6 protein-coding genes are annotated in these 5,715 nt (G+C 64.5%); 1 reads left to right on the top strand and 5 read right to left on the bottom strand.

The window, feature by feature from the left end; all coding sequences use genetic code 11:
• The 3 genes from AC1DU6_RS18110 to AC1DU6_RS18120 all read right to left on the bottom strand — a co-directional run.
• Positions 1–659: XrtA system polysaccharide chain length determinant (locus tag AC1DU6_RS18110; protein WP_477858707.1), on the bottom strand; the 659-nt coding region annotated here is incomplete at its 3' end.
• A gap of 69 nt (positions 660–728) precedes the next feature.
• Complete coding sequence (locus AC1DU6_RS18115; protein WP_235531973.1) at positions 729–1,307, bottom strand: XrtA/PEP-CTERM system exopolysaccharide export protein; 579 nt, start codon at positions 1,305–1,307, stop codon at positions 729–731.
• A 297-nt stretch (positions 1,308–1,604) separates the two neighbouring features.
• Complete coding sequence (locus AC1DU6_RS18120; protein WP_477858709.1) at positions 1,605–3,140, bottom strand: FAD-binding oxidoreductase; 1,536 nt, start codon at positions 3,138–3,140, stop codon at positions 1,605–1,607.
• 271 nt (positions 3,141–3,411) lie between these two features.
• On the opposite strand from AC1DU6_RS18120, the gene AC1DU6_RS18125 reads away from it, so the two are divergent.
• Positions 3,412–4,146: a PEP-CTERM sorting domain-containing protein gene (locus AC1DU6_RS18125; RefSeq protein WP_477858711.1), complete on the top strand. Its 735-nt coding sequence runs from the start codon at positions 3,412–3,414 to the stop codon at positions 4,144–4,146.
• Between the two features lie 116 nt (positions 4,147–4,262).
• Here AC1DU6_RS18125 and AC1DU6_RS18130 read toward each other — a convergent pair whose 3' ends face one another.
• Both AC1DU6_RS18130 and AC1DU6_RS18135 read right to left on the bottom strand, forming a co-directional pair.
• Entirely contained in the window at positions 4,263–5,042 is a 780-nt protein-coding gene (locus tag AC1DU6_RS18130) for a S1C family serine protease (RefSeq protein WP_457392811.1), read from the bottom strand.
• A partial coding sequence (locus tag AC1DU6_RS18135; RefSeq protein ID WP_477858713.1) for a PilZ domain-containing protein occupies positions 5,039–5,715 on the bottom strand: 677 nt, incomplete at its 5' end. The genes AC1DU6_RS18135 and AC1DU6_RS18130, both read right to left, overlap by 4 nt.

Consider the following 5,715-nt stretch of genomic DNA (forward strand, 5'->3'; position numbering starts at 1 on the left):
CGCTCCAGCTGGCCACTCAACTCCGCGATATGAGCCGCGGAGTCCTTCCCGTCACCCGACATATTGGACAGGTTCTTGAGCCGGAATTCCTTGAGCCGTGTTTCGGCCTCTTCCAGCTTGGCCTCATAGGACTTGATCTGCTCGTTGATGAAGGTCGTTGCCGTCGAGGTGCCCACGCGCGTCTGGCCCAGGCTGGATTCGACAAAGATCGACACCAGCGCCTGCACGACACGCTTGGCCGTTTCCGGATCGCTGTCGCGGTAGCCGAGGATGTAGAGGTTGTCCCGCCCGCTGCTCTGGATGGACAGATTGCTCGTCACCGTCTCGATGGTGGATTCCTGCTGGGCCTTGGACTGGTTCTTCAAGTCCAGGTCGGCCATGCGGACCAGCTTTTCGACATTGGGCCGGCTGATCAGCGTGCGGCTCAGCATCATCACCTGCTGCTCGACATTGGGCTGCACGGCCAGGCCGGACATCAGTGGCTTCAGGATGGACTGGGTGTCCACGTAGATGCGGGCGCTGGCCTCGTAGCGGTCAGGCAGCACGAACACCACCACGGCGCCGACCAGCCCGGCCACCCAGGCCACGACCAGGCCGACCCAGCGGTATTTCCACATCCGCCGGACGATGATCAGAAGCTGACCAATCAGCAATTCCATGGGGAACAGTCTCGGTTAAAGCTATGGCTAGGAGAGGCCGGCAGCGAACGCAGGTCCTCTCCCTTCAATTCAGAACAGGCTCTGCGGAATGATGAGGATGTCGCCCGGCCGCATTTCGACATTGGCCGACACGTCACCGCGCTTGATCAGGTCCTTCAGGCGCACCGAGTACTGCTTGTTGCCCTCGGCCGTGCGCAGGATGGTGGCGCTGTTGCCGGATGCAAAGTCCGTCAGGCCGCCGACGGCGATCATCACGTCCAGCACCGTCATCTTCTGCTTGTAGGGCAGGAATTGCGGCTTGGCCGCCTCGCCGACGACGCGGATCTGCTCGCTGTAGGGGCCAATGAAGCTCGTGACGATGACAGTGACGACCGGGTCGCGCACGTATTTGCCGAGCTGCTTCTCGACTTCACGGGCCACCTGCACCGAGGTCTTGCCCTGCACGACCATCTCGTCCACCAGCGGGGCGGCGATCTTGCCGTCCGGGCGAACCGGCACCGACATCGACAGCTCCGGATTGCGCCAGACCTGGATATTGAGGTTGTCACCCGCGCCGATGATGTAGCTGTAGTCATCGTTGGCCACTGCCGCCGGCGCTGGCGGGAAGCTGGTGCTGGCGCAGCCGGCCAGCACGCCGATGGCAAGCATTGCCAGGGCCCGGCCCCACCACGCGCCGGCTGCCTTTGCCGCCCTCTGCGAGCCTCTTGCCGACGTCATTTGCGCATCACGGTTGTTGGAAGCGTTCAAGGCGAGTCCTCTGTGGGTCTGTTCATCGAAGGCCCCCGCAAACCGTTGCAGTCGAGAGGGRACGGCAAAACCTGCCGTCACCCAGGGCCAAAGCCTTGGAATGATGCCATAGCCCCACCCCATGTCTGGCAACCTAAATCGGGGGCTTCCCCCGGGCAACGCGGACTTTCACACGCGCGCGGCGACCGCGAAATCCGCTCAGGCGTCGGGCGCCCGAGCCAGGTTGTAGCGCCCCGGCGCAATCAGATTGTCCGGGTCGAACACGGATTTCAGCGCCCAGGCGGTGCGCCAGAACGAATCCTGGGGGTCGACCACGTCCTCCATCATGTCCGCCCGCGCCCGGTACACCTCCAGGCCGCAACTGCGTAAATATTCCCACAGCGCTCGCGCGCAGGCTCGGGCGTTTGCAACCGCAGCCGCGTCGCCGCGGTCAAACAACAGATTGGCCACCGCCACCAGCGAGGTGGTCGTCTCGATATTCAGCGTCACATAGAGCTCATGGCCGAATCCGGCGGCAACCGCTTTCATGGCATCGACGACCTTCGCCACCGCCCCGCCCGCCATGGGCAGCGCCGGGTTGATGAAGATCAGGCCACAACCAGAGGCATCCAGTTCCCGCGCCGGCAGCTGCGGCTGGCCATATCGCCATAAAAGGTTGGTGATGGCGGCATCCGTCGGCCGGCCGTCCGCCAAACCCTRCAAGGGCCGGATGGCTGAAATCGCGGCGGCATTGGCGCGCGCCCAGGGCCACAGGTTTCGCAAGGGATTCAGCAACCGAAAACCGGCCGCCAGCTTGGCATCGTCCACCACGGTCAACTTGGCCATGCCGCCCAGGACCCGCCTGACCTCGGCAATCGCGGCCTTCACCTGGGCGGCGCTGCCGGCCACGCCGCCCAGGCTGGTCCATTCATAGGGCGCCACCGTCGCCAGCGCCCGGTCCGCCTCGGCCGCCAGGTCGCGCTCCGCAACACCGCAGGAAATACGCAGGTATTCACTGATGCCCGACATCATGCTGGCCCGCGTGCGCGCCTGATTGCCGACGTGGGTCACGCCAGCCATGACGCCCAGCCGCTTCAGCAGCGCCAGGCCATCCAGGAATTCCCCTAACTTCGAGACATCACGCAGGGCCAGCGACACGGCAACCGAGCGGGCCGGCCGCGGCAGCAGTTTCAGGCAGGCGCTGGTGACGATGCCGTAATTACCCTGGAAGAACAGGCCATCCAGCATCGGCCCGAGGCCATAAGGGTGGGCATGCGCAAGCGGCGAATCCTCGCCCAGGCGGCGAAACCCGGTCCGCAGCAACTCCCCTCGGCCGGTCACCACCTCAAGCCCGAAAACATCCTCGCGGCGCGGCCCCAGATATCCCACGCCCCGGTCCAGCGCATTGCCGAGGATGCTGGTGTCCACGGACGAACCCGTCACGTTGAAGCTCAGGCCCGGGCAGGACTCGCTCAGGAATTCGTGCAACTGCCGCTGCGTCACCCCAGGTTCGATGACCGCGACAGGATTCGCTTGCGAGATCTCTGCCGCATTGCGTATGCGGTTCATGCCGCTCAGATCCAGCAGCACGGCGTCTGCCTGGGGCGGCGCAGCCGAGCCATACCCCCAGTTCAAGCCGGTCGATAGCGGGTAGAGCGAAATCCCCCGGCGGCGCGCCTCGTCCACGCAAGCCTTCACCTCATCGACAGTCGTGGCCCGCCAGCAGTCCAGCTCCCCGCGGTCCCAGCCGGTCACATTGCCAGAGTTCCGCCGCGTCACTCCATGTTCGCCTGACAGTCCGTCCACACCATCTCCCTGCCCGCCTGCCTGAGACGGGTGTCGGAGGACTTTACAGCGACCATCAACCAGCCCTCAAAACACCGGCAATACGTCATCCAAGAGCACGGCAACTCGTTGTTTTAAAAGGGAAAGCAGGCGGCACCTTCAAAGCTGGCACGCGACCTGCTTATTACCCAGCGTCCGGGGCCGCGCCCCAACTTCTAGCAAGTGAATCAAGGAGATTCAAATGAGCAAGACCCTGAAGACGCTGGTTGCTGCAGCGGCCCTCGCAGTGGCCACTGCCGCATCCGCCACCCCCATCGTCGGCAAGACGAGTGTCAGCCTGGGCCAAGTGATCGTGTCCTTCGGCACCGTCAACTGGGTTCCGGATCCCGCTCCCGATGCTTACCAGACCGCTGGCAAGACCTACGGCCAGTTCGCCACCAAGCAACTGGGCGGCACCGGTTCCTTCAATGATCCCGCCTTCGGCACGATCTTCGCTCCGACCGCTGGTTGGGTGCAGGACATGACGCAAGCTGCGGCTCCGAACAATGTGCCCATCGGCGTGAACCCCACCCCGATCCCCAACTTCCTGCACTTCGATGCCAAGCCGAACTGGCTGTTCAGCGAAACCTACCTGGCTCCCGGCCAGTTCGGTTCGCCGTTCATCTTCACCGACAACGCCGGCAATACGTCGGTCACGATGAGCATCCTGGGCCGTGCGTGTGATGACACCAACGGCAACAAGAGCTGCGACATCGGCGAAGACGAAACCAAGTGGACGGGCATCTTCTCGGCGCAGTACACGAACACCTCGACTGCGGCCCTGGTTGCCATCATCCTGGGTGGCGGCACCCTGGATCAGAACGACTGGTCTGCCACCATCGAAGCCACCAAGCTGCCTGAGCCCGCCACGGTGGGTCTGGTGGGTCTGGCTCTCGCTGGCCTGGGCTTCGCCGGCCGCCGCCGTCAAGCCAAGTGATGTGAACAGCGACGCCAGTCGTCGCTGCTCCGCACTCAGAGAACCCCGCCACGGCGGGGTTTTTTATTGGCCGCGCGATTTGTCTCGCTGGACGGACAGTCGCCCGTCGACGCTGGTCAGCGGTCGATGTACTTCAGCATGGGCGCTGCATCGCGGATCAGCACGGCGTAGCTGATGCCCGTGGGGGCGCTGAGCGCGGCCTCCCGGGTTCCCTTGATGGCCCCGCCCTGCAGGACGCCGATCACTTCGCCGGTCTCGATGTCCAGCACCGGCCCGCCACTGTTGCCCGGGAAGGCCAGGACATCCAGCTGCAACACCTCGAAGGCACCGGCACGCAGTTGCCGCACCGCGCGTTCGGTCAGGCCCGAGGGCGCGGCGGCGGGCGGCACGATGGCCGTGCGCGCCGACACGATGCCTCTGTGCGTCACGTGCACGTCATAGCCCAACGCATTGCCGATCGGGAATCCGATCAGGGCGATAGAGGTGCCCTCCGGCGCCTCCCTGGCGGCTAGGCGCAGCGCGGGCGCGGGTGGTCCGTCCATCTGCAGCAATGCAAGGTCATGCGCACGATCCAGGCTGATGAGCTTGGCGCTTCGCATCACCCACTGCGCGTCGGGCGTCCAGATCTTGACCGCGATGCTGCGATCGACTCGATCGGGCGTTTCCGTCGGCACCACGTGCGCATTGGTCAGCACGTGCAGGCCGTCCGCGACAACAAAGCCTGCCGCCTTGAACCCGAAGCGGGGGTTGTCCATCAACCCCCAGCTGCCCACGACAACGACCGAGCGCTTGGCCCGCGCAATCAGTTCCGGCAGAGTTTCCGCACCGGCTGCGGTGCCGATGCATGCCAGTGCGGCCGCAAGGGCCAGCAGGCGACGTCGGCCGGGGCTGTTCACAGCTCGCCTGCAACGTACTCGGTTTCCAGCGCACTGACGGCGCGGCGCCAGACATCGTCGGGCTCATCCACGCGAAAGCCATAGAACTCGCCGGTGTCGGTGTGGTGGTGTCGCATCACCTTCACGTCCAGCGTGGCCTTGTCCTGCACGCCCAATTCCACCCGGACCGCACCATCAGCCCCGATCGGTATGTCGAGCTTGGACTGCGYCTGGAAGCCCGACAGGGAAATTTCGATGACGGTCATCACGATGGAGCGCTCATCGCCGTCGAGCCGCACACGCAGCTCGGCCGGGCAGCGCAACGAGAAGCGCTGATGCCGGCGCATCGGATGAAAGCCCGTGTCCGATCCACTCATCATCGGCAGAACGGCCCGGAACTCGGGCTGGTCGTAGATGGACCACAACAGCGCCTTGCGGCGGTCGTCCAGTTCCGCGAAGACCTGGCTGCGCTGATTGAAGAAGTGGTCGAGGATGTCCGGCGTCAACACCGGATCATTGGTCGTGAAATAGCGGCGCTTGGGCAGCTTGATGTTGGGCAGGCTCAGCTGGACGAAGTAGTTATAGAGGTTCTTGCGTTCCCTGCGCTTGCCGTAGACGCGCCGGAATATCTCTTTCGCTACCGGCAGGTCCAGAGTGGCGCCGACGGCTGGCGCACCATTGGCGAAGTCGTAGT

Source organism: Roseateles sp. P5_B10 (genome assembly GCF_056400485.1).

Excerpts from the sequence above, each read along its gene's own strand:
- AC1DU6_RS18115 (WP_235531973.1), bottom strand. The coding sequence starts at position 1,307 with ATGCTTGCCATCGGCGTGCTGGCCGGCTGCGCCAGCACCAGCTTCCCG.
- AC1DU6_RS18125 (WP_477858711.1), top strand. The coding sequence starts at position 3,412 with ATGAGCAAGACCCTGAAGACGCTGGTTGCTGCAGCGGCCCTCGCAGTG.